16 protein-coding genes and 1 tRNA gene are annotated in these 23724 nt (G+C 70.5%); 11 read left to right on the forward strand and 6 right to left on the reverse strand.

The window, feature by feature from the left end; translation table 11 throughout:
- Positions 1–72 precede the first annotated feature (72 nt).
- Positions 73–594, reverse strand: coding sequence for a universal stress protein (locus OHA30_RS11000; protein ID WP_328913638.1), 522 nt, complete (start codon positions 592–594; stop codon positions 73–75).
- A gap of 795 nt (positions 595–1389) precedes the next feature.
- On the opposite strand from OHA30_RS11000, the gene OHA30_RS11005 reads away from it, so the two are divergent.
- The 3 genes from OHA30_RS11005 (at position 1390) to OHA30_RS11015 (ending at position 3511) form a co-directional block, all read left to right on the forward strand.
- Positions 1390–2676, forward strand: coding sequence for a GlxA family transcriptional regulator (locus OHA30_RS11005; RefSeq protein WP_328913639.1), 1287 nt, complete (start codon positions 1390–1392; stop codon positions 2674–2676).
- A 10-nt stretch (positions 2677–2686) separates the two neighbouring features.
- Entirely contained in the window at positions 2687–3301 is a 615-nt protein-coding gene (gene orn, locus OHA30_RS11010; RefSeq protein WP_328913640.1) for an oligoribonuclease, read from the forward strand.
- Positions 3302–3435: 134 nt separating this feature from the next.
- Positions 3436–3511, forward strand: a tRNA-His gene (locus OHA30_RS11015).
- A gap of 374 nt (positions 3512–3885) precedes the next feature.
- On the opposite strand, the gene OHA30_RS11020 is transcribed toward OHA30_RS11015, so the two are convergent.
- Positions 3886–6783: a glycoside hydrolase family 48 protein gene (locus OHA30_RS11020; protein WP_405785621.1), complete on the reverse strand. Its 2898-nt coding sequence runs from the start codon at positions 6781–6783 to the stop codon at positions 3886–3888.
- Between the two features lie 284 nt (positions 6784–7067).
- Here OHA30_RS11020 and OHA30_RS11025 point away from each other — a divergent pair, with 284 nt between their 5' ends.
- Entirely contained in the window at positions 7068–8648 is a 1581-nt protein-coding gene (locus OHA30_RS11025) for a cellulase family glycosylhydrolase (protein ID WP_328913642.1), read from the forward strand.
- A 250-nt stretch (positions 8649–8898) separates the two neighbouring features.
- Positions 8899–10701, forward strand: a complete 1803-nt coding sequence (locus OHA30_RS11030; protein WP_328913643.1) for a discoidin domain-containing protein — start codon at positions 8899–8901, stop codon at positions 10699–10701.
- A 346-nt stretch (positions 10702–11047) separates the two neighbouring features.
- On the opposite strand, the gene OHA30_RS11035 is transcribed toward OHA30_RS11030, so the two are convergent.
- Positions 11048–12070, reverse strand: a complete 1023-nt coding sequence (locus OHA30_RS11035; RefSeq protein ID WP_328913644.1) for a LacI family DNA-binding transcriptional regulator — start codon at positions 12068–12070, stop codon at positions 11048–11050.
- Positions 12071–12379: 309 nt separating this feature from the next.
- Between OHA30_RS11035 and OHA30_RS11040 the strand changes: the two genes are divergently transcribed.
- The 4 genes from OHA30_RS11040 (at position 12380) to OHA30_RS11055 (ending at position 17303) form a co-directional block, all read left to right on the forward strand.
- Positions 12380–13726: an ABC transporter substrate-binding protein gene (locus tag OHA30_RS11040; RefSeq protein WP_328913645.1), complete on the forward strand. Its 1347-nt coding sequence runs from the start codon at positions 12380–12382 to the stop codon at positions 13724–13726.
- Between the two features lie 109 nt (positions 13727–13835).
- Positions 13836–14843: a carbohydrate ABC transporter permease gene (locus OHA30_RS11045; RefSeq protein WP_328913646.1), complete on the forward strand. Its 1008-nt coding sequence runs from the start codon at positions 13836–13838 to the stop codon at positions 14841–14843.
- A 3-nt stretch (positions 14844–14846) separates the two neighbouring features.
- Positions 14847–15767 (forward strand): carbohydrate ABC transporter permease, encoded by a 921-nt coding sequence (locus OHA30_RS11050; protein WP_328913647.1) that lies wholly within the window; start codon positions 14847–14849, stop codon positions 15765–15767.
- A gap of 54 nt (positions 15768–15821) precedes the next feature.
- Positions 15822–17303, forward strand: coding sequence for a glycoside hydrolase family 1 protein (locus OHA30_RS11055; RefSeq protein ID WP_328913648.1), 1482 nt, complete (start codon positions 15822–15824; stop codon positions 17301–17303).
- 266 nt (positions 17304–17569) lie between these two features.
- Here the strand turns inward: OHA30_RS11055 and OHA30_RS11060 are convergent, their stop codons facing one another.
- The gene (locus OHA30_RS11060; RefSeq protein WP_405785619.1) at positions 17570–18271 is read right to left on the reverse strand and encodes a class F sortase; all 702 of its coding nucleotides are present in this window, start codon (positions 18269–18271) and stop codon (positions 17570–17572) included.
- 177 nt (positions 18272–18448) lie between these two features.
- A complete protein-coding gene (locus OHA30_RS11065; protein ID WP_328913649.1) occupies positions 18449–18829 on the reverse strand; it encodes a hypothetical protein in 381 nt (126 codons plus the stop codon).
- A 305-nt stretch (positions 18830–19134) separates the two neighbouring features.
- Between OHA30_RS11065 and OHA30_RS11070 the strand changes: the two genes are divergently transcribed.
- On the forward strand, positions 19135–20307 hold the full coding sequence (locus OHA30_RS11070) for a multicopper oxidase domain-containing protein (RefSeq protein ID WP_328913650.1): 1173 nt from the start codon (positions 19135–19137) through the stop codon (positions 20305–20307).
- A gap of 135 nt (positions 20308–20442) precedes the next feature.
- Here OHA30_RS11070 and OHA30_RS11075 read toward each other — a convergent pair whose 3' ends face one another.
- Positions 20443–22161, reverse strand: a complete 1719-nt coding sequence (locus OHA30_RS11075) for an FAD-dependent oxidoreductase (protein ID WP_405785618.1) — start codon at positions 22159–22161, stop codon at positions 20443–20445.
- 179 nt (positions 22162–22340) lie between these two features.
- Between OHA30_RS11075 and OHA30_RS11080 the strand changes: the two genes are divergently transcribed.
- On the forward strand, positions 22341–23717 hold the full coding sequence (locus OHA30_RS11080) for a SchA/CurD-like domain-containing protein (RefSeq protein ID WP_328913652.1): 1377 nt from the start codon (positions 22341–22343) through the stop codon (positions 23715–23717).
- The last annotated feature ends 7 nt before the right edge of the window (positions 23718–23724 follow it).

The raw sequence follows: 23724 nt of genomic DNA on the forward strand, positions 1-23724 counted from the left end.
CCGCACACCCGTACGCCCCAGGGCCGCACACCCGTACGACCCGCCCGGCCCCGGGCAGCCCCCGCCACGCCCCTACGGAATCACCACCACCGGCCGCTGCGCCCGCCGCGCCAGCCGCCCGGCCACCGAGCCGAAGATCCGCCCGACCAGCCCGTGGGTGCCGCCGACCACGATCGCGTCGGCCTCGTACTCCCGGCCGACCTCCTCCAGCTCATGACAGATGTCGCCGCCCCGCTCCACCAGCACCCAGGAGATCTCGGCGAGGTGGTCGGCGCACGCCAGCTCCAGGCCGAGCACCTCGGTGCGGTGGTCGGGGACGTCGACGAAGACCGGTGGCTCGCAGCCCGCCCAGACCGTGGCCGGCAGCCGGTTGGCGACATGGACGATGATCAGCGCGGAGTGCGTTCTGCGGGCCATTCCGACGGCGTACGACAGCGCGCGTTCGCTGGAGAGGGACCCGTCGAAACCCACCACGACTCCGTGCCGGAAGGCGGGATCACAGGCGTGGTGCGCCGTCGGAGCCGTATCGGGCAGCGCCGCGGACTCGGCGAGCGGCCGCCGCTCGGCGGGCTCGGGAAACTCATGACCGGCCATGATGCGAATTCTCGGCGAGGGCGGCGCTGACGCGCCGAGCAGCGGACAGGACGGTGCACGCGGGTCGGTCCGCCGCAGCGGCCGGTTTCGGCCACTTCGCCACTTCCCGTCCCACTCTCACCAGGGTACGGCCGGGAAGTCCGCCTGCACAGGCCCGACGGGGGCTTCCCAAGGTGTCCCGTACCCGGAGTTCCCAGGAGAATGCCGGAGCGAGGCCACGAACGCAACGCCATCGCGCCAACGGGCAGCACGGTTCGGCGCAACGGCGCACCGAGGGGGCGCATCCCCGACGCACCGCGTTCACCCGCCCGTGCAGGTCCGGAGTGTTGACGCGGGGCGGCACGGGGCTGGTCGGGGGCGGGTACGGGACCGGTCCGGCACGCCGGCGGGCCCCCGCGCGAGCGTGCGCCGAAGCACACCGGCGCACTCCCCGGCGCCTTTTACGCGCGCCCGCCTCCAGAACGACTATTTTCGGCCAACTTCTCTTCGCTGGACGTCCGTTGGACTTTCCGCCCGCTAACACCTCTGCCACCTGCGGTTCTACGATGCAGAGCGACGCGGAAGCCGGTTTCCGGGGCCCCTGCGGCGCGAGGCGTACTTCCCAGTGGGCTCCTTGAAGTGAAACGCTTCGTGATCGAATGCTTTACGCCACGTTGTCTTGTCGACTTAGCGTCAGATGGTGAACTTGTCACTAACGCCCCACCTGACACAGTAGATTTGATCTTGGTGGCCTCGCGGGGGAGAACGTGCAGGACCGAGGGGACGACGCGTCGATACGAGGGGGGCTTGAGCTCCATGAGCCAGGAGTCCAGTTCCGGTACGGCGACGGACACTCCGTCGCAAGCACCATCGGCATCGCCTCGCGCCATCCGTAAGCTTTCCGCGCGCCGACGACCGGAAGTCGTCGCGGTGTTGCTCTTCAGTGGTGGCCCGATCTTCGAGAGTTCCATACCGCTGTCCGTCTTCGGCATAGACCGGCAGGACGCGGGCGTGCCCCGCTACCGGCTGCTGGTGTGCGCCGGGGAAGAGGGGCCGCTGCGGACCACGGGCGGCCTCGAACTGACCGCGCCCTACGGCCTGGAGGCCCTCTCCCGGGCCGGCACGGTGGTCGTGCCGACCTGGCGGTCGATATCCCAGGCACCGCCCCCCGAGGCGCTCGACGCGATCCGCCGGGCCCACGAGGAGGGCGCCAGGATCATCGGCCTGTGCACGGGTGCCTTCGTGCTCGCCGCCGCCGGGCTGCTGGACGGCCGCCCGGCGACCACGCACTGGATGTACGCGCCCACGCTCGCCAAGCGCTACCCGTCCGTGCACGTCGACCCGCGGGAGCTGTTCGTGGACGACGGTGACGTGCTGACGTCCGCGGGCACGGCCGCCGGCATCGACCTGTGCCTGCACGTCGTGCGGACCGACCACGGCGCCGAGGCCGCGGCCGCGCTGGCCCGGCGGCTGGTCGTGCCGCCGCGGCGGGCCGACTGGCAGACCGGGCAACGGCATCTGGACAGGTCTTTACCCGAGGAGATCGGCGCGGACCCGCTGGCCGAGGTCGTCGCGTGGGCACTTGAGCACCTCCACGAGCAGTTCGACGTGGAGGCGCTGGCCGCGCGCGCGTACATGAGCCGGCGCACCTTCGACCGGCGCTTCCGCTCGCTGACCGGCAGCGCTCCGTTGCAGTGGCTGATCACGCAGCGGGTGCTCCAGGCGCAGCGGCTGCTGGAGACCTCCGACTACTCGGTCGACGAGGTCGCGGGCCGCTGCGGCTTCCGCTCGCCGGTGGCGCTGCGCGGTCACTTCCGGCGGCAGCTGGGGTCCTCTCCGGCGTCCTACCGGGCCGCCTACCGGGCCCGCAGGCCGCAGGAGGAGCAGGAGCGGCAGCTGCCTCCCCAGGAGCTGCCCGCGCTGCGCAGGGGCCCGGTGTCGCAGATCCTGGCGGCACCGGGGAAGGGCGAGCCGGACGCGTACTCGCCCCGGGTCCCGGAGCAGTCCGGCCGGACCGATCTGCCGGAGGTACCGCCCCGCAACCGGTTGCGGGCCGGACGCGGGCTCGGTGCCGCACTGCCGGGACCGCGCGATCGCCCGTAGGGTGAGACACATGAACGACCGGATGGTGTGGATCGACTGTGAGATGACGGGCCTGTCACTGGCGCACGACGCGCTGATCGAGGTGGCAGCGCTCGTCACCGACTCCGAGCTGAACGTCCTCGGCGAGGGGGTGGACATCGTGATCCGCCCGCCCGCCGAGGCGCTCGCGTCCATGCCGGAGATCGTCCGCCAGATGCACACCGCCTCCGGCCTGCTGGAGGAGCTGGCCGGGGGCGTGGAGCTGGCCGAGGCGGAGAAGCTGGTGCTCGACTACGTGCGCGAGCACGTCAGTGAGCCCCGCAAGGCCCCGCTGTGCGGCAACTCGGTCTCCACCGACCGCGGCTTCCTCGCGCGGGACATGCCGGCCCTTGAGCAGCATCTGCACTACCGGATCGTGGACGTCTCCTCGATCAAGGAGCTGGCCCGCCGCTGGTACCCGCGGGCCTACTACAACAGCCCCGAGAAGAACGGCAACCACCGGGCGCTGGCCGACATCCGCGAGTCCATCGCCGAGCTGCGGTACTACCGCGAGGCCGTCTTCGTGCCCGCCCCGGGCCCGGACACCGACACGGCCCGCGCGATCGCCGCGAAGCACGTACGGCCCGCGGAGGGGCCCGCGCACTGAGCCCCGGGCCGGGCCGCGCGAAGCGGCGGGACGGGCCCGGGTAAAGCGGTGCCGACCACCCCTCCGCACCCTGTACACTTTTTCACGCGGCGCCACCCCATCTGGGAAACCACTGGGAACAAGCGCCGCACATGGTGGGTGTAGCTCAGCTGGTAGAGCACCTGGTTGTGGTCCAGGATGCCGCGGGTTCGAGTCCCGTCACTCACCCCATGTGGAAAAGCCCCGACCTGGGAGACCAGGCCGGGGCTTTTCCATGCGCGGGTTCATGCGCGGGTTCATGTGCGGGCTTTCCGCGTGACGCGGGGCTTTTCAGGTGCGGGACTCTTTCCTGTACGCGGGCGCGGGCGCGGGCACAGCCCGGGGCCCGCGCCGGAGAACGCCCGGAGAATACCCGGGGCACGCACCGACGGCCCGCCCCCCGCACTCTCCGCGGGGGCGGGCCTCGGTGCCTGGTCCGGGAACGGGACGGAGGGCCGAGGACGGTCAGGTCGCCCGGGTCATCTCCCGCCGGCCCCGTTCCCGGGGGCTTCACTCACCCGCGGGTCGGCCCGCGGGTATCACTCCTCGATGAGCTGCCCGAAGGCTCACTCGTTGAAGAGCAGGGCGTACGACCCCATCGCCAGGGCGATGTCCGCTTCTGCCCAGAAGCGGTGGTAGGTGAAGGACGGGGCCGCGCCTCCGTTGAGGTACGCCTGGACCTTCGACCAGTTCGGGTCGTTCTTGTAGAAGGACCGCAGCTCCAGGAAGGTGGAGCTGGAGCTGATCTTGTCGCCGTTGGGCATGGTGCCGGTCCAGCCGGACGGGATGTACACCGGGTCGTTGAACCGGGAGTAGTCCGTACGGGTCTCCGGAGTGGCGATGCCCAGCGGGTCCTGGTAGTGGTTCCACATGCCGTCGAGCAGCGCCTTGGCCGTGGTCTTGGCGGCGGCGTTGCCGGACTTCGCGGCGTAGTAGGACAGCGTCTTGGCGTAGGCCGCCGTGACGCCCAGGTCGGTGCCGTAGGACGAGACCGTCACGTGCAGACCCGTGTTCTTGCCCGGGTTGCTGGCGTTCCAGGTGTCCGGCTGGCCGCTCCACTGCAGATCGGACGGGATCAGGAAGGTACCGTCCGCCTTGATGGTGGTCTGGGAGATGGCCCAGCTGACCCACTTGTCCAGGATGGACTTCGCCTGGGCGTTACCGGTCTGCTGGTAGTACTCCGCGACGCGCTCCATCGACCAGGCCTGCATACCGAACCACTGGTTCGACGGCGGGTCGTGGTAGACGGGCTCCCAGTCGTACGCCATCCCGTAGAAGGTGGACGTACCGGCCGGGGGCTGGGAGTAGGAACCTTCCCAGCTGTTGGTGGCGCCACCGGCGATGGCACCCTCGCTCGACTGGAGCCACTGGTAGAACTCCAGCTGACGGCTGAGGCTCGTGGTCCAGTCCGCCTTGCCCGTGGCCGACTTGGGGGCCATGGCCGTGTCGGTGGTCAGCGCGTACGCCGCCAGCGGGTTCTGGTAGCCGAAGTGCGAGGCACCGTCACCGATGCGCCACGCCCAGCCGCCGCTGCCGTCGCTGGAACCGCCCCAGGCGTAGTACCAGGACAGCAGGTAGTGCTCGCTGTCCTTGCCGGTACCGGCCGCGCAGGAGGTGGGATTGGTGCAGTTGCCGATCTTCTTGAAGTACTTGTCGAAGAACGAGTACCGCAGGTAGTCACCCATCTTGCCGGCCTTGGCGACCGTGGTCGCCACGTCCGCGCCCTTGCCCTGCGCCTTGGCCCAGGTGTCCGCCCAGTAGGCGGCCTGGATCGCGCGCGCGTCGGCGTCGGGGGCGTCGGTGAACTTCCACTGCTTGGCGTACGCGGAGTCCCCGGTGAAGAGGTCCAGGTAGCCGTTCTTGCCGCCGTACTTGAAGGAGTCACAGGTCGGCTGCGGCACGGTCTCCCACACCGACTCCTGCTCACCGCGCTGGAAGGTGTTGATGTACGACGGGCCGGCGGCCGTCGGGCCCAGCTCGCAGCCGCCACCGGGCGTGTCACCGTAGCCGTACGTGTTGTCCACGTCCTGGAGCCAGTGCATGCCGTAGATGTCGTCCGTGCCGTAGGCCGACTTCAGCTCCGCCGCGATCGGGTCCTTGCCCACCGGGACGTTGCCGTCGAGGGTGGAGGGGTAGTCCGAGGGCAGCGGGTGCTCGGGGGCGTAGGTCGCCGGCGAGCTGGCGTTGTAGTAGCTGTTGGTCGGCTGGTCGGCGTGCTGGGGGATCATGTACTTCTCCATGGTCGCCCAGGACGCGTTGAACTTGCTCCAGTCCTGGGTGACCTGCCCGTACATGGCCTGCAGCCAGATCATGTACGAGTACGCCTCGGACGTGGTCTCGTGACCGTAGTCCGGGGCTTCGACCATCAGGGTCTCCACCGAGTGGTAGGGGATGCCCTGCGCCGAGAAGTAGCCGTTCGCCGGGTCGGTGATCTTCCCGTAGAGCGACAGGAACCGCGCGTTGTAGCCGCTGGTCGCGCCGATCTCCGTGACCGTGACGTCCGCCTTCAGATACCCGGTGGCGGTCGCGGTGAAGGTCGCCGCACCCGTGCCGGTGGAGGCGGCCGCGACGGTGACGTTCTGCGCCGTGCTCCAGTTGCTGGGCGTGAAGGTCAGGCTGCTGCCCGCCGAGACGGAGAGCGAGGAGTTGCCCGCCGAACGCGCCACGGCGACCGTCACATTGGCCGACGGAGCACTGGAGAGCTTGACGCCGAAGGTACCGGTGCTGCCCTGCTGGACGGACAGCGTTGTCGGCGAGGCGACGATCGACGGGCCGGAGGCGACGTGCACGCCCACCGGGGCCGACTCGGCGCTCGCGCCGAGGCTGTCGTACGCCTTGGCGTACACCGAGTAGTCACCGGCCGGAACGCCGGTCCAGCTGAAGCTGTACGGCGAGGTGGTGTCCGTGGCCAGCAGCGTGGTGTTGCTGTAGAACTCCACCTTGGTGATGGTGGCGCTGTCAGCGGCGACGGCGGTCGCGGCCAGCGGAATCGTGGCGCCGGCGGTGTACGTGGCACCCGCCGCCGGGCTGGTCAGTACGGGCAGCGGCGGCTGGTGGGCGCCGCCGCAGACGGTGCCGTTGACCGCGAAGCTGGTCGGCGCCGCGTTGGTGCCGCTGTAGTTGAAGTTGGCACTCGCGGTGACGTTGGCGTTGGCCGCGATTGTCTTGTTCCAGTCGAGCGACTTGACGGTGACGTTCTTGCCCGACTGCGACCAGTCGCCGTTCCAGCCGCTCTGCAGCACCTGGTTGCCGGAGTACGCGTACGTCAGCGTCCAGCCGCTGATGGCGGCCGTGCCAAGGTTGGTGATCTTGGCGTTCGCGGTGAATCCGGAACCCCAGTCGTTCGTCGAGTAGTCGACGCTGCACTGAAGGGCGGCGGCGTGGGCGACGGAGCCGCCTCCGGCCGCGGTCATGGCCAGCGGTACGGCGAGCGCGGCGACGAACGCCGTCACCAACCGACGCATTCGCTTCCTGAACGGTCTTCCTCTAGGCATGCGAGAGGTCCTCCTCGCGGTTCTTTGGTGGGGGGAAGTGTTCTGAACCAGTGGGAGCGCTCCCACCATCAAGGCGCGGTGAAAAGCTGTCAAGAGGGGGACCAAAAGACCATGTTCATGACGGTGTTGCCGGGCCAGGCGACAGTCGTCTTTACGTCACCTCTACCGAGTCAGTCGACTTACCGCTATGGTCTGCGGCGGACCAGTGGGAGCGCGTCCACCCCTTCGATCCCCCCACACCTCAGGAGTCGCACATGCGACGACCAACGCGCACCGCGGCGTTCTCCATCGCCGCCGTGACCACCGCGGCGGCCGCTGCCGCTCTGTTGCCCGCCCTCGGCGCCACCGCATCCGGTGCCTCCCCCGCCTGTACGGTGGCCTATTCGGTCACCAACCAGTGGGATTCAGGCTTCCAAGGCAACGTTGTCATCACCAACAACTCGGCAGCCGTCTCCAGTTGGAAGCTCACCTTCAACTTCGCCGGCAACCAGCAGGTCACCCAGGGCTGGAACGGCGTGTGGACGCAGTCCGGCAAGGCCGTGACCGTCAACAACGAGTCGTACAACGGCAGTCTGGCCACCGGCGCCAACGTGGCCACCGGCTTCCTGGCCAACTGGTCGGGCACCAACGCCAGTCCGACGACCTTCACGCTCAACGGCACCGTCTGCAACGTCAACGGCACCACGCCGCCGACCACGCCCCCCACGACGACGCCGCCCACCACTCCCCCGACGACTCCGCCGCCCACGACAAAGCCGCCGACGACTCCGCCGACGACACCGCCCACAACTCCGCCGACCACGCCGCCCACTGACGGCAGCACGCCGCCCAAGCTGCATGTCTCCGGCAACCAGCTGGTGGACGCCTCGGGCAAGCAGGTCGTCCTGCACGGGGTGAACCGCTCCGGCACGGAGTTCGCCTGCGCCCAGGGCAACGGCATCTTCGACGGCCCGGTCGACGACGCGGCGATCAACTCGATCAAGAGCTGGAAGGGCGTCAACGCCGTCCGTGTCCCGCTCAACGAGGACTGCTGGCAGAACCTGTCGTACGTGCCGGCCGCCGACGGTGGCGCGAACTACATCTCGGCCATCACCGGCTGGGTCAACCGCCTCGTCGCGCACGGCATCACGCCGATCGTGGAGCTGCACTGGACCCACGGCACCTACACCGGCAACTCGGCGGGCTGCTCCGACGTCAACGCCACCTGCCAGAAGCCGATGCCTGACGCCCAGTACGCGATCCCGTTCTGGACCAGCGTGGCCAACACGTTCAAGTCCAACACGTCGATCGTCTTCGACCTGTTCAACGAGCCGTACCCGGACCGCGCCACCTCCACCTCCGAGCAGGCGTGGACCTGCTGGCGGGACGGCGGCACCTGCCCGGGCATCAGCTACCAGGTCGCCGGCATGCAGAGCATGATCAACGCGGTCCGCGGCGCGGGCGCGCAGAACGTCATCATGCTGGGCGGTCTCGCGTACTCCAACGACCTGACCGGCTGGATCTCCCACCAGCCCACGGACCCGGCCGGCAACCTCGCGGCCTCGGTCCACGTCTACAACTTCAACTCCTGCTCCTCCTCGTCCTGCTGGGACTCCCAGCTGGCGCCGGTCGCGGCCAAGGTGCCGCTGGTGGCCGGTGAGATCGGCGAGAACACCTGCGGCCACTCCTTCGTGGACGGCTTCATGAACTGGCTGGACTCGCACAAGATCGGGTACCTCGGCTGGACCTGGAACACGTGGGACTGCTCGTCGGGTCCCTCGCTGATCTCGTCCTACGACGGCACCCCGACCGCTTACGGGCAGGGTCTGAAGAACCACCTGGCGTCGCTCGGCTGAGCCGGCGCTCCTCGAACTGGGGCGGTCCCGTACATGGATGGCGTGTACGGGCCCGCCCCTCTGCCTTGTTCCGTGTGAGCAGGGGGTTGTTCGTTCGGGACCCGAAACGGCGCCGAGGCCCAACAGACCAGTATTGAACAACTTATTGACGCCGATGTGCCCGGCTTGTAAACATCTCCTCGCGCAGAGAGCGCTCTCACGGCGCTCCGGCGGCCTCCATCACGGACCCCCACCCGGTTGAGGAGAACACATGTCAGGCAGCACTTCCCTAGTGGTGCGCCGACGGCCCGGACTGCACGACAGATCCCGGCCGTATCTCGTACTCACCCTCTTCGTCTCCCTGTTGGCGGGCCTGGCGCTCGTCGTCACCACGCAGTCACCGGCCCGCGCGGCCGGCACGCTGCTGTCACAGGGCAAGCCCGCCACCGCGTCCTCCACCGAGAACGCGGGCACTCCCGCGTCCGCGGCGGTCGACGGCGACCCCGGCACGCGCTGGTCGAGCGCCGCGTCCGACCCCCAGTGGGTCCAGGTCGACCTGGGCAGCACCCAGGCCATCAGCCAGGTCGTCCTGAACTGGGAGACGGCGTACGCCAAGTCCTTCAAGATCCAGACGTCGGCCAACGGCACCGCCTGGACGGACATCTACTCCACCACCACCGGCCCCGGCGGCGTGCAGACGCTCGCCGTAAACGGTTCCGGGCGCTATGTCCGGGTCTACGGCACCGTGCGCGCCACGCAGTACGGCTACTCGCTGTGGGAGTTCCAGGTGTACGGCGGCGGCACCACGCCGACCCAGCCGGCCACGTGCGGCACCGACAACGCGGCGCTGAACCGGCCCGCCACCGCGTCCTCCGCCGAGAACGCGGGCACTGCCGCGTCCGCGGCGGTCGACGGCAACACCGGCACCCGCTGGTCGAGCGCGTTCAGCGACCCGCAGTGGCTCCAGGTGGACCTGGGCGCGTCCCAGCCCATCTGCGGTGTCGGCCTCAACTGGGAGGCCGCGTACGCGACCGCCTACAAGATCCAGGTCTCCGACAACGGGACCGCCTGGACCGACATCTACTCCACCACCACCTCCACCGGTGGCGTGCAGAACCTGAACGTGAACGGCAATGGACGCTACGTGCGCGTCTACGCGACCGCGCGCGCCACGGCGTACGGCGACTCGCTGTGGGAGTTCCAGGTGCACCTGGGCGCCGGGGCCACCACCCCGCCCACCACGCCGCCGGACGACGGCTCGTTCTGGGGCACCACCAGCGACATCCCGGCCGCGCACAACGTGATGGAGCTGAAGATCCTCAACCGGACCAACGGCCAGTACCCGGACAGCCAGGTGTACTGGAGCTTCAACGGTCAGGTGCACTCCATCGCCGACCAGCCGTACTTCGACATGCCGGCGAACTCGTCGGGCCGGATGTACTTCTACCTCGGCTCGCCGAACAGCCAGTACTACGACTTCATCGAGTTCACCATCGGCGCCAACGTCTTCAACGGGAACACCACCCGCGTCGACGCCTGGGGTCTGCCGCTGGCGATCCGGCTGCACTCGCACGACGGCTCGGAAATCCAGCTCGGTGACAGCCAGGACCTGTTCAGCCAGAGCCGTGACGCGACGTTCCAGCAGTTCCAGAACGCGGTGCCGCAGCAGTTCAAGGTGCTGGCCCAGACCCAGGCGCCCTACCGGATCATCGCCCCGGGCAGCGACCCGAGCTTCCGCGCGGGCGGCGTGAACGCCAACTACTTCACGGCGTACGCCAATTCGGTCGGGGTCAACGAGCCCACCTCGAACATCTTCGGCTGCGCCGGCTCGCTCGGCGGCAACCCGGACATGTGCGCGGCGCTCAACCGTCACACGGCGACCCTGCCGACCGCGCAGCAGCAGGACCCGACCAAGTTCTACTCGGGCGACCCGGCCAACTGGTACGCCAAGTTCTGGCACGACCACGCGATCAACCACCTCGCGTACGGGTTCCCGTACGACGACGTGGCCGGTCAGGCGGCGTACGCGTCGCAGCAGAACCCGCAGTGGATGGAGGTCGCGGTCGGCTGGTGAGGGTGGGACGGGCCCGGCCCGTCCGATCCCGCTGTAGCCCCGTCTCCCGGGGGCCGCGCCTCCTCGCGGCCCCTTGATCCCCCCAGCCGCCGGGGGCGTTCCGAGCGATCGGACGCCCCCGGCGGTTCTTTTCCCGCGCGGGGCGCGTCGTCCCGTCCGCGGGTACGACCGGCGGCCGGCCGCGGGGCACGCAGGGACGTCAAGGGGGGTCAGGGGCGCCTGAGCGCCGCCCTGACCCCCCTCAGCCCTTTCCCACGACCAGGGGCCGCAGGACGGGCGGGAGGCGTCCCCCGGGCCGGGGGACGCCTCCTGGGAGCTGCCTACCGGCCGGGACGCGGCCGGCCGCTCAGACGGAGTCCCGCTGCACCAGCTCCGTCGCCAGCACGACATGCCTGCGCACGGACTCCCGCTCGGAGATCTCCTCCAGCAGCACCCGCGCCATCGTCCTGCCCATCTCTTCTGTAGGCTGCCGCACACTCGTCAGCGCCGGGTCCATGTGCCGGGCGATCGCCGAGTCCTCGAAGCCGACCAGCGCCACATCGTCCGGCACCCGCCGTCCGGACTCGCGCAGCACCGCCCGCGCGCCCGCCGCCATGACATCGGACGCGGCGAAGACACCGTCGATGTCGGGCTGCCGCGCGAGCAGTTCCCGCATGGCCCGGCGGCCGCCCTCCTCCGTGAAGTCACCGCGGGCGACCAGTCCCTCGGAGCGGACCAGATCCGCCTCGTCCACCGCCTGCCGGTAACCGTCGAGGCGGCACCGCGCCACGTACATGTCCGGCGGCCCGGTGATCGTGGCGACCCGCCGCCGCCCCCGCGCGATGAGGTGCGCGACAGCGGCCCGCGCGCCGCCCACATTGTCCGCGTCGACGTAACTGACGGACTCCAGATCGCTGCGCCGGCCGTTCAGCACGGCCGGCATGTCGAGCTGTTCCAGCAGGTCAGGCAGCGGGTCGTCCTCGTGCACGGAGACCAGCAGCACGCCGTCCACCCGGTGTGCGGCCAGGTACTGGGCGAACCGTGTCCGCTCCTTGGGCGTGCGGATCAGGGTGAGCAGCAACTGCATTTCCGTGTCGGCCAGTTCGGCCCCGATCCCCCGGATGATGTCGGAGAAGTACGGTTCGGCGAACAGCCGTGTCTCCGGTTCGGGAATGACGAGCGCGATCGCGTCCGTACGGTTGCCCGCCAGTGCTCTGGCAGCCCGGTTCGGCACATACCCCAGCTCCGCGATCGCGGCTTCGACAGCGGCCTTCGCGCGGTCGCTGACGCGCGGCGACCCATTGATCACGCGCGAGACCGTACCGCGTCCCACTCCGGCACGCAGCGCCACCTCTTCCAGGGTGGGCCGTCCGCTGTGCCGCCCGTTCATGGCCACTTCCGCCTCCCGCTGCTTCGTCGCGCCACCTTAGCGCTCGGCCCGTTCATCCCTGAGGGGCGCTTGAGAGCGCTCCCACAGTACAAGCCCCGGGCAAGGCGTTCCGTTCAAGAAGTGACTGCCACTCCGCTCCGGACACGTTCCGGCAACGAAATCGACTTCACATCTTGACACTGACCCCTCCGAGGCGTGAATGTTCCGGAAAGCCTACGTGGGAGCGCTCCCACGGCGCCCCCTATTCTGAGCAACATCCCGGGGACCGCACCACCCGCACGCTAGCCCCACCCTGACAAGGAGAGTGGAATGCGCACTTCAGGCAGAACCCGCAAGGCCGCCGTCATCGCGGTCGCGGGTCTCGCAACCTGCGCGACTCTGATCACCGGCTGCAGCAGCAAGAGTGACAACAAGAGCGACGGCAGCACGAAGTCTCCCTCCAACGAGCAGATCACCCTGCGGATCGGCGACTTCGGCTCGTTCGGTTACGACGACAAGACCGGCGCGGCGCTCTTCGCGGAGTACCACAAGCTGCACCCCAACATCACGATCAAGGAAGACAACGTCGCCGACAGTGGCGTGTACTGGAACGCCCTGAAGCTGCACCTGAACCAGAACAGCGGTCTGGACGACATCCAGGCGATCGAGATCGGCTTCGTCGCCGAGGCCACCAAGCCGCAGTTCGCCTCCAAGTTCGTGGACTTCTCCAAGGTCAAGGGCTTCAACGCCAGCGACTGGGTGGACTACAAGGAGAAGGAAGCCACCACCACCGACGGCCAGATCATCGGCCTGGGCACCGACATCGGCCCGACCGCGATCTGCTACCGCAAGGACATGTTCAAGCAGGCGGGTCTGCCGACCGACCGCGACACCGTGGCCGCGCAGTGGAACGGCGACTGGCAGAAGTTCATCGACATGGGCAAGCAGTTCAAGGCCAACGGCCCCAAGGGCGTCGCCTGGACGGACGCGGCCGGCGGCCTGTTCAACGCCGTCCTGTCCAGCCAGACCACCCAGTACACGGACGACTCCGGCAAGCTGATCTACGACTCCAGCCCGGGTGTGAAGACCGCGTGGGACCTCGCCTCCCAGGCTGTCGAGAACGGTCTGACGGGCAAGCTGGACCAGTTCACCGACAACTGGAACTCCGCCTTCAAGAACAGCAAGTTCGCCACCGTGGCCTGCCCGAGCTGGATGGTCGGCCTGGTCGCCACCAACTCCGGTCCGGCCAACCAGGGCAACTGGGACGTCGCCCAGCCTCCTCAGGCCGGTAACTGGGGCGGTTCCTTCCTGGGTGTGGTGAAGAGCGGCAAGCACGTGGCCGAGGCCACCGCGCTGGCCCAGTGGCTGACCGCCGCTCCGCAGCAGGTCAAGGTCTTCCAGAAGTTCGGCAACATCCCGTCGACCACGGCCGGCCTGTCCGACCCGGCGGTGCTGAGCACCACCAACCCGTACTTCGGTGACACCCCGATCGGCAAGATCTTCTCGGCCACCGCGACGAGCATCAAGCCCGCTCCGATCGGCCCGAACGACGGTCTGGTGAAGGACACCATCACCAAGAACGGTCTGCTCGACATGGACCAGCGCGGCACCTCGAAGGACAAGGCCTGGTCGAACGTCCAGGCGCAGATCAAGGACAAGGTCGGCGACCAGGGCTGACCCCCGGTTCGGGGCCGCCCGGCAGTGACTCCCACCTGCCGGGCGGCCCGTATTCCGCTGTGAACCCAGCACCCCCTTGCTGAACACCCCTACGGGAAGGACGCCACTCGTGGCCACCTCCGTCAGGGCGACGTCCGACGGCAGCCCGCCGTCGTCCCGGACCGCCCGCAGCTCGCCCCGCAAGAGCGGCGGCACCGGCCCGCCCGGCGGCTGGCGTGCCAAGCTGTACCGGCTGGACACCAAAGCGTCGCCGTATGCGTACGTCGCTCCCTTCTTCCTCTGCTTCGCCGCCTTCGGTCTCTTCCCGCTGATCTACACGGGCTGGCTCTCCCTGAACCGGGTGGAGCTCGGTACGGACGCGAAGTGGGTGGGTTTCCACAACTACACCCAGTTGTGGGACAACACGTTCTTCTGGACCGCGCTGCGCAACACCTTCACGCTGGGTCTGATCTCCACCGTCCCGCAGCTGATGATGGCGCTCGGCCTGGCCCACCTGCTCAACTACAAGCTGCGCGGCCGGGGCTTCTTCCGGGTCGCCATCCTGGCGCCGTACGCCACCTCGATCGCCGCCGCGACGCTGGTCTTCGTCCAGCTGTTCAACCCCGACTACGGGATGATCAACCAGCTCCTCGGGCACGTCGGCATCGGCAACGTGTCGTGGGACTCGTCCAAGTGGCCGGCCCAGATCGCCATCTCGGCGATCGTGACCTGGCGCTGGACCGGCTACAACGCGCTGATCTACCTGGCCGCCATGCAGGCGGTGCCGATGGACCTGTACGAGGCGGCCGCGCTGGACGGCGCGTCGCGCTTCCGGCAGTTCATCAGCGTGACGATCCCCTCGATCCGTCCGACGATCTTCTTCACCATCATCGTCTCGACCATCGGCGCCACCCAGCTCTTCGGTGAGCCGCTGATGTTCGGCGGCAACCTCGGCGTCTCCGGCGGCACCGATCACCAGTACCAGACGCTGAGCCTGTACATGTACGACAAGGGCTGGCAGATCGGCGAGCTCGGCCAGGCGTCCGCCGTCGCCTGGGTCATGCTGCTGATCCTTCTGCTGATCGGCGCGGTCCAGATGCTCGTCGTGCGGAGCAACCGCCGAAAGCTTGGGGGCTGACCCATGGCACAAATCACCCAGCCGATCACTCCGGCGGGCCCTCGGCACTCGACGCCCACGCAGAAGCCCGGCCGCCGCCGGCTGCGCTCGGGCGGCGCGGGCAAGCAGCAGAGCGGCGGACCGATCGCGTACGCCTTTCTGGTCATCGCCACGCTGATCTCGCTGTTCCCGCTGTACTGGACGGTGGTCGCGGCCTCGCGCACGGGCCCCGAGCTGGACACGCCGCCGACACCGCTGCTGCCCGGCAGTCATCTGATCGAAAACCTGAAGATCGTATGGGACCAGGTCGATATGACCAAGGCCCTGATCAACTCCACGATCGTGGCCGGCTTCGTGGCCCTGAGCACGGTGATGTTCGCGACCCTGGCCGGGTTCGCCTTCGCCAAGCTCGAGTTCCGCGGCCGTAACGCGCTGCTGACCGTCGTGGTGGCCACCATGACCATCCCGCCGCAGCTCACGGTGATCCCGCTCTACCAGATCATCACCGACGTGGGCTGGGTCGGCCACATCCAGTCGGTGATCCTGCCGTCGCTGGTCGCCGCCTTCGGTGTGTTCTTCATGCGGCAGTACCTCAGCGAGGCGCTGCCCATCGAGCTGATCGAGGCGGCCCGGGTGGACGGCGCCCACTCGCTGCGGATCATCTGGCACGTGGTGTTCCCGATCGCGCGGCCCGCGATGGCGGTGCTCGGGATGCTGATCTTCGTCCAGTCCTGGAACGACTTCTTCTGGCCGTTCATCGCGCTCAACCAGCAGAACCCGACCGTGCAGGTGGCGCTGGCGGGCCTGGGCTCGGGCGACCACACGATCGACCACGCCGTGGTGGTGTGCGGCGCGCTCGTCGCCACCCTTCCGCTGCTGCTGGTCTTCATGGTGCTCGGCAAGCAGATTGTCGGCGGCATCACGGCCGGCGCGGTCAAGAACTGACCCCACCCTCATCCCCCTCCCCCGACTACCCCCTGATTCCCCTGGAGTCCCCGCATGACAGCTGTCCGTTCAGAGAGTGCCGAGCTCTCGACGAGCTCGGCCGCGCTCCGATTCCCCCCCGGCTTCGTCTGGGGGGCGGCCACCGCCGCCTACCAGATCGAGGGCGCTGCGGCCGAGGACGGCCGCACCCCTTCGATCTGGGACACCTTCAGCCACACGCCCGGCCGCGTCCTCAACGGGGACACGGGGGACATCGCGGCCGACCACTACCACCGCTTCCGTGACGACGTCGCACTGATGTCGGACCTCAACCTGGGCGCGTACCGCTTCTCGGTCTCCTGGTCGCGGGTGCAGCCCACCGGTCGCGGCCCGGCGATCCAGCGCGGCCTGGACTTCTACCGGCAGCTCGTCGACGAACTGCTGGAGAAGGGCATCACCCCGGTCGCCACCCTCTACCACTGGGACCTCCCGCAGGACCTGGAGGACGTCGGCGGCTGGACCGTACGCGACACCACCGAGCGGTTCGCCGAGTACGCCGGCATCGTCGCCGGTGCCCTCGGCGACCGGGTGCCGTACTGGACGACCCTCAACGAGCCGTGGTGCTCGGCCTTCCTCGGTTACGGCTCCGGGGTGCACGCCCCCGGCCGTACCGAGCCCGAGGCGGCGCTCAAGGCCGTCCACCACCTCAATCTCGCCCATGGCCGGGCGATCGGGGTTCTGCGTTCCGTTCTCCCCGCTACAGCGCAGACCTCGATCACCCTCAATCTCCACCAGATCCGCCCGCTGACGGAGTCCGCGGCCGACCAGGACGCCGCCCGCCGGATCGACGCGGTCGGCAACCGGGTCTTCCTCGGTCCGATCCTCGGCGACGGCTACCCCGCCGACCTGCTGGCCGACACCGCGCACCTGGTCGACTGGAACGCGCTGGTCAAGGACGGCGACCTCGCCGAGATCTCCCGCCCGATCGACCTGCTGGGCATCAACTACTACACGCCCACCCTGGTGTCCGACGGCAGCGACCAGAGCGCCGAGTCCGAGCGGACCCGCAACGACGGCCACGGCGCCAGCGACTTCTCGCCCTGGCCCGGCTCGGAGCACGTCGCCTTCCACCTCGCCCCCGGCGAGACCACGGCGATGCGCTGGGCGGTCGACGCGACCGGTCTGTACGACCTGCTGATGCGCGTGCACCGGGAGCACCCCGGGCTGCCGATGATGGTCACCGAGAACGGTGCCGCCTACGACGACTACATCTCGCCCGAGGGCGCGATCAACGACCCGCAGCGCATCGAGTACCTGCGCGGCCACCTGGCGGCCGTGCACCGCGCGCAGGGCGCGGGCGCCGATGTCCGCGGCTACTTCCTGTGGTCGCTGATGGACAACTTCGAGTGGGCGTACGGCTACAGCAAGCGCTTCGGCGCGGTGTACGTGGACTTCGGCACGCAGCGCCGTATCCCGAAGCAGAGCGCGCACTGGTACGCGTCGGTGGCGCGCGACAACGTCCTTCCGGACCTCCCGGAGGAGGACGGGAAGTCCTGAGGGGACGGGTGCGTGTGCGGCGGTTCGAGGGTGCCGCCGCACACGCACCGATGCTCCTGTCCCGTGGGGGTGGGACAGGAGCACGGGTTCCGGCAGGTGGGGTTGCCGGAGCTGTGGGACGGCCGACGCGAACGGCGTACGGATCGACGGCGACGCGGGCAGCACGCTAGCGGCCGCAGAGCCCGGTGCGGAGCGTCCGGACGGCTTCTTATGCCGGGCTTAAGGGCAGGGAAGGCCGGGCTTAACGCCGGCCGGCGGCCCGGGGCTCAGCTCGGCCCGGTGGAGTCCAGATGGGCGAAGACCACCACATTGGCCTCGTAGTCCTTCTTCTGGTGGTCGTACGCGCCGCCGCAGGTGATGATCCGCAGCTCGGCGTCCGGGGTGTCCCCGTAGACCCGCTGGTCCGGGAAGTCCGTCTTCGAGAAGGTCTCGACCGAGTCGACCTTGAAGACCGCGGTGGTGCCGTCGGCGCGGGTGATCTCGGCGGTGCTGCCCGGCTTGAGCAGCGGCAGCAGGAAGAACACCGCGGGCCCGGTCTTGGTGTCGACATGGCCGGCCACGATCGCGTTGCCGAGTTCACCGGGCGTGGGGCCGCCCTCGAACCAGCCCGCGAGGTTGTTGTTGTCGTCCGGCGGCGGCTGGAGCACCCCCGAGGCGTCCATGGACAGCGGGGTGAAGGGCGCGTTCACCCCGATGGCGGAGATGGTCAGCCGGGTCGGCGGGGACGCGGGCAGCGACGGGCCGTCGGTGGGCGGCGGCGTCGTGGTGACCGGGGCGGCGGGAGCGGCGGCCTGGACCGGGGCGGTGGGCAGCTCCGAGCCGGAGGAGTCGATGGAGTTGTAGACCATCAGGGCCCCGAGCAGCGCCGTGGCGGCGGCCCAGCGCAGGGCGCGCGACTGGGGGTCACGGGCCCGTACGGCTCCTTCGCCGTCCTGCCGGACATCGCGCTGCGGGACTTGCGTGGCCATGGGGCGGAACGCCTTTCCGAACGGGGACGGGACCGGAGAGCCGAACCGGCGTGGCCACCGCCGGGGACGACGGTGGCCACGCCAGCGGCGTGTCAGCGATACGGCGATTCAGCGGTACTGCTGTTCAGCGGTGCAGCGATACAGAGGTGCAGCGGTGCGGCGGTCGGTAGGACCCGCTCAGGCGAGCGCGCCGGCCGAGGTACGGCGGCGGCGCAGCACGAACGCGCCGGCGCCGAGGCCGCCGAGCAGCAGCAGCGAACCGGCCGCCATGCTGCCGCCGCCGCCCATCGACATGCCGCCGCCACCGGTGTGCAGACCGCCGTGCGGACGGCCGTCGTGGCCGCTCCAGTCGCCGTCGCCGGAGCCGCCGTACTTGCCGCCGCCGTCGGCGGGCGACGAGGCGTCCGGGCCGGCGCCGTGGGAATCGGCGGATGCGGACGAACTCGACGCGCCCGGGTCGTAGGCGTTGACGGCCCCCGTGGCATGGGCTGCGGGGGCTGCGAAGGCGAGACAAGCAGTGAGCGCGGCTCCGGCCAGCAGGGTACGAGCAGTACGCATGTGACATTCCTTCCGCCGAGACGTGCGCCGGCTGACATGGAGTCGGCCAAGGGGAGCGCAGTGACGACATGATCAACGTCAGTCAGGCCCGCGGTCCGTGCCACCGGAGAGGGCCACATGAGGGCGGCGGCTGCGCCCTTCGGGTGGCGGATACGCACGGACGGCCCCTCGGTCACCCGCTCGGACGGGCCGGACGGCGCGGCGTGCCGGGGTCGCCGCACAGTGGGGAACGACTGGTGAGGCACGAGCAGCAGCCGCGCACGGCAGCAGCACCCCGGGCGCGCGACCCCCTCTGAAAGGACGTCATGCCATCGGACCAGGCACGTGAATCGCAGCCCGGCAACGGCCGCCGGGCGCTGCTGCGGGCGCTGACGGGCGGCGGCGCCCTGACGGCCCTGAGTCTGTCGGCCGCGCCCGGCGCCACGGCCGCGGCGCCCGCCGCCGCCCCGGCGGGCGACCCCTTCGCCCTCGAACTCTTCCGGCCCGGCGGCCGGGTGCGCGAGTACTGGGTGCAGGCCGACTCCTTCGCGCACAACGTGGCGCCCAACGGCTACGACGGCATGACGGGCATGCGCTTCACCGCCGACCAGACCACCTTCCAGGCGGTGGGCTTCCGCGCCTACACCCCCGACTGGGGCCGGCCGCTCGAAGCCGACTTCGGGCCGGGCGGTGTCGGGGCCAACAGCGGCATCCCGGGTCCCGTGCTGCGCGGCGAGGTCGGCGACACCCTGCGGGTGCACTTCCGCAACAACGACTCCCACTACAAGTGGCCGCACAGCATGCACCCGCACGGGGTGCGCTACGACCCGGACAGCGACGGCGGTTGGCTCGCCGACGACCCGGACCGGCCCGGAACCGCCGTGCCGTACCAGGGGACTTACACCTACACCTGGACGTGTGTGCCCGGTTCCGTGGGGAGTTGGCCCTATCACGACCACGCGGCGCCGCAGAGCGTCGGGCACGACCCGGCCACCGGGACGGCCGCCGCCATGGGGTCGGCGGACGGCACGGCGGACCGGGCGCACCCGGCGCCGGGCGGTGGTCTGGTGATGGAGATCGGGGCCGAGCTGGGTCTGTTCGGGATGATCGCCGTAACCGACGGGTCGACGCCGAAGGTGGACCGGGAGTTCGTGCTGTTCTTCCACGACGTGTCGGCCGCGGACGCGCCCTCACTCGCACAGGACGTGTCGCTGTGCAACGGCGGCGCCTTCGTCGACAACGCGCCCACCTTCACCGCCCGCCCGGGTGACCGGGTGCGCTGGCGGGTGGGCACCCTGGGCAACTCCTTCCATGTCTTCCACATCCACGGCCACCGCTGGCTCAGCCACGAGGGCTGGGTGGACTCGCAGGTGCTCGGGCCCGCCACGACGCTGACCGTCGAGTACCGCGAGGACAACCCGGGCGACTGGATCTACCACTGCCATGTGCCCGGCCACATGATGCGCGGCATGGCGGGCCGCTACCGGGTCGGCGGCTGACCGTCCCGCCGCCGAGGGGCCGTACCCCGGGGGCCGTAGCCGGGGGGCCGTACCCGATCCCCGGATACGGCCCCCCGGCCGCCTGTCGGGCCCGCGGGCCCGACAGCCCGCCGGCCCTCCGGCCCTCCGGCCCGTTCAGTCCTGGCGGAACACCTCGCGCAGCACCCGCTCCAAGGTCCCCTCCGGGTCGGGGCAGGCGCCCTCGGCCCGCCAGGCCACGAATCCGTCGGGGCGCACCAGCACGGCGCCGTCCTGTCCGGTCCCGTGCAGCCGCGCCCAGTCGGCGCCGTCCTGCGGGACCAGGTCGTGGTCGGGGCCCGGCCCGACGCGGTAGCGGTCCAGCGGGACGCAGGTCCGCTCGGCGGCCCGCCGGCCGGCCTCGTGCCAGGCGCCGCCCGCCGGGCCGCTGACGAGCACCGGTGTGCGCTCGTACAGATCCAGCGCGGAGAGCCGTTCGTCGCCGCGGCGCAGCCACAGGTGCGGGGCACGGCCGCCCGGTTCGGCGACGGGCCGGAAGTCCTCGGGGACCGGCCGGCCGTCGGCGGGGGCGCCCTCGACCGCGCCGGTCAGATAGCGGTAGCCCAGCACCACCGCGAGCATTCCGGCCTGCCGCCCGGTGCCGGGGCTGACGTCGTACCCGGGGTGGCGGTGCTCGGCCGAGCGGGAGGAGGCGCGGGCGCCGGTGGCCAGCGCGACCGCGCGGCGCTCGGCGTCGTAGGTCTCCAGCAGTCCGGGGCCGGCCCAGCCGTGCAGCACGGCGGCCAGCTTCCAGGCGAGGTTGTGGGCGTCCTGGATGCCGGTGTTCGAGCCGAAGGCGCCCGTGGGCGACATCTCGTGGGCGGAGTCGCCGGCCAGGAAGATCCGGCCGTCGGAGTAACGCTCGGCCACCCGTTCGGCCGCGTGCCAGGGGGCCTTTCCGGTGATCTCGACCTCCAGGTCGGGGACGCCGGTCGCGGTCCGGATGAGCCGTACGCAGCGCTCGTCGGTGAAGTCCTCCAGCGTCTCGCCGTCGTCGGGGCACCAGGGCGCGTGGAAGACCCAGTGCTGCGCGTTGTCCACCGGCAGCAGCGCGCCCGGGCTCTCGGGGTTGGTCAGGTAGCAGACGATGAAGCGCCGGTCGCCGACCGCGTCGGCCAGCCGCTTGGCGGTGAAGGTGACGCTCACGTTGTGGAAGAGGTCGCCGGGCCCGGTCATGGCGATGCCGAGCCCTTCGCGCACCGGGCTGCGCGGACCGTCGGCGGCGACCAGGTAGTCCGCCCGGACCGTACGGGTCTCGCCGGTGTCCCGTGACCTGATCTCGGCCGTGACCCCGTCGGCGTCCTGGGCGCAGGAGACCAGTTCGGTGCCGAAGCGCATGTCGCCGCCGAGATCACGGGCGGCGTCCAGCAGCACCGGCTCCAGGTCGTTCTGGCTGCACAGGCACCAGCCGGAGGGGCTGAGCCGGGACAGGGCCCCGCCCGGGTCGATCTGCCGGAACAGCCACTCCTGTTCCGAGCCGGTCAGCGTGTCGGCCTGCAGGATGCCGTGGTTCTCGGCCAGGACGGAGGCCGCCTCGCGGATCGCGGGCTCCACGCCCGCGGCCCGGAACAGCTCCATCGTGCGGACGTTGTTGCCGCGCCCGCGGGGGTGGTGCGAGGTGCGCGCGTGCCGCTCCACGAGCAGGTGCGGAACGCCCAGGCGGCCGAGGAAGAGCGACGTGGACAGCCCCACCAGGGAGCCGCCGACGATCAGGACGGGCACGCGGTCGTCGGTCTTGTGTGTCATGCGGTGTCTCCAGGGTGAGGGGGCTCGGCGGTCCCGGCCCGGTACGCGGGAGCGGCGGCCGCCGGCTGCTTTCCGGCTGCGTTGCTCCATTCCCTGCCGGGAGCCCGTCGACCGGCGCTTCACCCGCCCGCCGCACGCACCGTGCGCGATCCACGGCGCCGCGTGAGCATCGGTGGTAGCCGGACCCGCCGGCCGCACACGGCTTCCGGCATATGCCGGGGTCCCGCGCCGCGGGCCCCGCGGCCCCGCACTGGAGAGGAACGAACCCCGTGACGACGACTCTGGACGAACGGCACATCCCGCACCCCGACTCCGGGACGACCCGGCTGCGCGTCGTTCTGCTGCTCGACGTGCTCGACGGCAGGCAGGAGAACTTCCTGGCGGCGTACGAGGCGATACGCCACCAGGTGGCCTCGGTGCCGGGCCACCTCAGCGACCAGCTCTGCCAGTCCCTGGGGAACTCCTCGCAGTGGCTGATCACCAGCGAGTGGGAGAACAGCGAACGCTTCCTGGAGTGGGTGGAGAGCGCCGCCCACCGCAAGATGGTCGAGCCGCTGCACGGCTGCGTACGCGACACCACCTCGCTGCGGTTCCTCATCACCCGCGAGACCCCCGAGCCGGGGCCGGACGGGCATGTGACCGGCGGGCACCGGACCCTCGCGGGCACGTCGGCGGCCGGCGGGCCCGGACCGGTGAAGTCCGGTCAGGCCGCACGGACCGCCAAACCCGCCAAGCCCGGTGGTTCCGCGAAGTCCGTCAAGCCGACGGGCGCGCCCAGGTCCGGCAAGCCCGCCGGGGCCGCCAGGCCCGGCCGGCCCGGCAAGGCGGCCACGTCCGCCAAGGCCCGGCCGGTGAACACCCCCGGCGTCGTCGGCCGCGCCCCGCGCAGCGCCGTGCTCGACCCGCTGCCCGCCCCGCCGCTGTGCACCGGCGGGGTCGTACGCCACGCGATCACCTTCACCGTCAAGCCCGGCAGCGAGCAGACCGTGGCCGGGTTCCTGGCCTCCTACCGCTCCCCGCGCTCCCGGGTCGACGCCGACACCCAACTGCGCCGCACCTCGCTCTTCATGTACGGCAACCGGGTGGTCCGGGCCGTCGAGGTGACCGGCGACCTGGGCAACGCGCTGCGGTACGTGGCCGCGCAGCCCGAGATCAGGGCCGTGGAGGAGGCGATCAACCCGTATCTGGAGGAGGTCAGGGACCTCACCGACCCCGCCTCCGCCCGGGCCTTCTTCGCCCGCGCGGCGCTGCCGGCCGTCGAGCACGTCACCGGTACTCCCGGGGCCGGCGAGGACGACGCCCTGATCCGGCACGCGTTCTTCTACCCGGTCCGGCCCGGCCACGGCGCCGAGGCGGCCGGGCTGCTCGCCGAACTGGACGCGGCGGCCGCCGCCGAGGACGGCCAGCCGCTCGCCGGCAGCACGGTCTTCCACCGCGACGACCTGCTGGTCCGCGTCATCGATCTGCGCAAGCCGCACCGCGGTGCCCGGGTGGGCGCCGCCGTGGGCGGGGCCGCCGACGCGCTGAGCCGGCTGCTCGACCTCGACCCGCGGCACGGCAGGGACGGCGGGGACGCCACCGGGCTGTCGTTCGGCGGCCGCACGATGAGCCTCGTCACCGACCGCCGGGCGCAGGACGACGCCTGATCCGCCC

This window comes from Streptomyces sp. NBC_00223 (assembly GCF_036199905.1).
Lineage (GTDB): Bacteria > Actinomycetota > Actinomycetes > Streptomycetales > Streptomycetaceae > Actinacidiphila.